The organism is Microbacterium sp. K35 (genome assembly GCF_004794375.1).
Lineage (GTDB): Bacteria > Actinomycetota > Actinomycetes > Actinomycetales > Microbacteriaceae > Microbacterium > Microbacterium sufflavum.
Map to the genome: position 1 here is coordinate 1 of NZ_SSDM01000298.1, position 657 is coordinate 657.

The window sequence follows — 657 nt, forward strand, 5'->3', positions numbered from 1 at the left end:
CGCGAGCGGGGATGGCGGGAGGCGCTCGCCGCGGGCGGCATCGCGGCGCCCGCGGTGGTCCGCGGCGACTGGACCTCGCGGTCAGGATTCGCGGCAGGCGCCGCGCTGGCTCCCGCGACGGCCGTGTTCTGCGCGAACGACCAGATGGCCCTCGGTCTGCTGCGGGCCCTGGCGGAGTCCGGACGCCGTGTGCCCGCGGACGTGAGCGTGGTGGGGTTCGACGACGTGCCGGATGCCGCGGACTACCTGCCGCCCCTCACCACCATCCGCCAGGACTTCTCCGCTCTCGCACAGCGGGCGGTGGGGGCCCTCGTCGCGGCGATCGAGGGAGCGGACCCGGCGGCGGACGGCGACCGTGCGATCGTGCCCACCCGGCTGCTCGTGCGCGACAGCACCGCGCACCGCTGAGGTCAGCCGGACGGCAGCAGCTCCTCCGCGTCGAACGCCGTCGTCGACCCGTCCGCCCACACGACCAGCCACCCGCCCTCCTGCGGGGTGAGCTGCGGCGACGCCGAGGCCACGCCGAGCAGCACCCCCACCGCCACCCAGGCCCCCGGGCGCGCCGGAACGGTGAGCCACGGTGTCGCCGTCCGCGGGGCCAGGGGTGTCACGTCGGACTCGACCCGCACGCCCGAGGCCGCCCCGTCCGTGCCGTGC

General features: G+C 77.2%; 2 protein-coding genes. One reads left to right on the plus strand and one right to left on the minus strand.

Annotated elements, in window-relative coordinates:
* Positions 1-408 (plus strand): substrate-binding domain-containing protein (locus DW299_RS11540; protein WP_168443128.1); only part of this gene is annotated, 408 nt, incomplete at its 5' end.
* A gap of 2 nt (positions 409-410) precedes the next feature.
* Here the strand turns inward: DW299_RS11540 and DW299_RS19120 are convergent.
* On the minus strand, positions 411-657 hold a 247-nt coding region (locus DW299_RS19120), incomplete at its 5' end, for a hypothetical protein (protein WP_205814381.1).